Annotated in this window: 4 protein-coding genes and 1 pseudogene; all 5 read right to left on the bottom strand. The window is 41.2% G+C overall.

The annotated features are described in order from the left end of the window. A pseudogene (locus FTV42_RS17425) lies at positions 1 to 180 on the bottom strand (replication protein); the annotation flags it as partial. Between the two features lie 85 nt (positions 181 to 265). Continuing rightward, entirely contained in the window at positions 266 to 556 is a 291-nt protein-coding gene (locus FTV42_RS16210) for a hypothetical protein (RefSeq protein ID WP_179991767.1), read from the bottom strand. Then, positions 553 to 723 carry a hypothetical protein gene (locus FTV42_RS16205; protein ID WP_179995794.1) on the bottom strand — a complete coding sequence of 57 codons (171 nt, stop codon included), beginning with the start codon at positions 721 to 723 and terminating at the stop codon, positions 553 to 555. Before FTV42_RS16205 ends, FTV42_RS16210 begins: the two co-directional genes overlap by 4 nt. Continuing rightward, the gene (locus FTV42_RS16200) at positions 716 to 1,039 is read right to left on the bottom strand and encodes a hypothetical protein (RefSeq protein ID WP_179991768.1); all 324 of its coding nucleotides are present in this window, start codon (positions 1,037 to 1,039) and stop codon (positions 716 to 718) included. Before FTV42_RS16200 ends, FTV42_RS16205 begins: the two co-directional genes overlap by 8 nt. 256 nt (positions 1,040 to 1,295) lie before the next feature. Further along, positions 1,296 to 2,550, bottom strand: a 1,255-nt coding sequence (locus FTV42_RS16195; RefSeq protein WP_180039200.1) for a protein rep, incomplete at its 5' end; no start/stop codon positions are given.

Raw genomic sequence — 2,550 nt, 5'->3', positions numbered from 1 at the left:
CTCTTTAAACTTGGCTAGTGTAAAAAGATAGTTTTCTTGGTTTTTAGCCCTATGTTTTAAAGTCGCAAAACGTGTTATTCTATCCGAATGTTGATCTTCGCAAGAAGATTCCAAAGCCTGTAATTCAACGCCCGCCAAAGCAGCCGAATTATGGGCTTTTTTATTGCCTTTTTTAGTCAATTTTTGTCCCCACTTTAATCAATAGTATCAAGAGAAAGAAAAAACAGCGAGTAGGCAAGCCTAACTCACTGTTTTTTTTCGTGTTTCACACGGTTTTTGCTAATTCAGGCTGTGCGCCTTTTGCGACATAAAAAATCACATTACGTCCGCTTGCCATTGCTCCAACAGCAATAGAAATTTTTTGATTTAAGAAGTCGATAAAATCACGATGATTTTCGACTGATAATGTAAAAAGCTCATTTTTTACATCACCGTTTGGAAGCTCCATAGCTCCCAAAATTTGCACCTTGTCACGATCTTCAAAGGCTTCGCCTTTCTTGTTTGTTCCGCCTTGTTGAGTAAAGACGTTTAATACTGTTCCCTCTAACTTAATCATCTTGGAAAACCCTCAATCACTTTTAATCGACCCTCAACAACAGCAATAGCAAATAACGTGATGTCACGTTTTTTATCTAAATGCTCCTGCAACACTTTTTTAAAATATGAAGCAGCTTCATCAAGTGAAGCCATAGGCTTGTTAGCCGTAACCTCAAAATTAGTCATCCGCCATATCTCCAGAATTGATTGACTGGCGATCCTTCAATAAATCCTGAAGAATCCGCCCCTCCTCAACCTGAATGTCATGCAAAGTGTCTTCATCGAGATTTAAAGATAAATAAACCTGATCAAGAGCAATAGCCAAAAGATCATTCAAGACTTTATTTCGAGAGCTGTTTAAGTGTTTTGCAAGAGATTCAACTTTCGCATGAAGATGCAATTGGATACGGAAAGGAACTTGAAAATATGCACCGTGATAGCTAGAACGACCTGTTTTTTTAAGTTCAGCAACAAACAAATCTAAATTAGTTGGCTCAGTCATAATGATATACCCTGTATATGTAAAAAAATTAAAGTAGCTTAACTGGTGAGTTATTTATATATCATTATTCTTTGTGGCGCAACCCTGCGGGATTGCTAAAAGCTCCCACTTAGGTGCTAAGGGGAGCTTTGTAATCAGGGAAAGGAAAGTTAAGAGTTTTTATTGCGTCAGTTCGCAGGCACTCCGCCTGCTCTAACTCTTACGTGTTGCAGTAGAATTTTCAGAATGCACGCTTACGCGTTTCTCAAGAAACAGGCTAACCAATAAAAGCTAATAGCCTATGCTCAACATACGGGAATAGGTCAATATTATATAAATATCCGTCCCATCTTCGGATTCGTTGCCGAACCCGAACACGGGTAGCAGGTGGGATTCTCCAGTGGGCTTTTTTGCGTCCTCGCTTCATTTTCACGTGCTGCGTGCCCTCGCCACGACCGAAAATGATAGCTTCGTCCTTAGTCGCCAATGCTACAGCTTCACAACGTCGGTCGGTCGTCGTCGCAACTCCTCCTCCTCCTCCTAGTTCCGCTTTCGCCTTTGGCTCTACGTTGCGTGTAACAATCAAGTCATAGTATGAATGCTTGGCATAGTTGAATTTGTAAAGCATTTCGAGATATGGCAAAGACTGATCGTCTGGAAGTTCGTCCGTAGCTTCTTCAGGGATTTTGACACCCCATAAAAGACCAAATGAGCCAGTTAAGCGACGCCCCTTGAGAATCTTAAAAGCCTCCCAAGTCTTTTCAACCGATAGATCACCAAACTTTAAAGCGTACTTACAGACCTCTGCTGCTGCTCCCGCATAGCCTGAACCCTTTTCTTTTTTCGCCCTGCGAACGTCTACAATATAAGAATCACCAGTGAGGCTTTGCCAATATTCCGCAAACTCTTGCTGATCAATCCAGCTATCCACCAGTGCAAACATGTGAATATGGGGATGCCATTCACCTGTTTTTTCGTTATACGTGTTTTCGTATGAGTACATAGCGCCCTGAACCTTACAAAACTCGTTGTACCCTCGACCCTTCTTGATGAAGTCTCTACGACGCTCTAGGAGCTTCCTAAAGGCGTTTAGAAGATGGTCGGCACGTTCCCGTAGGTCAGAACCGTTTTTTACTGTGAGCGTGATTAGAACGGGCTTGAGCTTGCGATTTTGCGTTAATACTTCATCAATACGTTGAACGTATCGAGTAACAGCACGGGAGGCACGAATAGCAGCGCAGAAAGGGCAAAGCAAATGCTGCCCGCATGTTTGGATTTTTGTTAGTTTGATTTCACCCAAAGTATAGAAATTTTTGAATAGCAGATAGTTTCCGCACTCATTCAATTTTTGGGCAGATTTAAGAGCCGCAATAGATTCATCGTTTTTAACGTCTTTAACATAGTTCTCTTTAAACTTGGCTAGTGTAAAAAGATAGTTTTCTTGGTTTTTAGCCCTATGTTTTAAAGTCGCAAAACGTGTTATTCTATCCGAATGTTGATCTTCGCAAGAAGATTCCAAAGCCTGTAATTCA

The sequence above is a fragment of the Acinetobacter sp. YH16052 genome (assembly GCF_013417155.1).
In the GTDB taxonomy this organism is placed as follows: domain Bacteria; phylum Pseudomonadota; class Gammaproteobacteria; order Pseudomonadales; family Moraxellaceae; genus Acinetobacter.
Note: the sequence above shows the minus strand (reverse complement) of the source record. Positions and strands in the feature narration are given on the sequence as shown.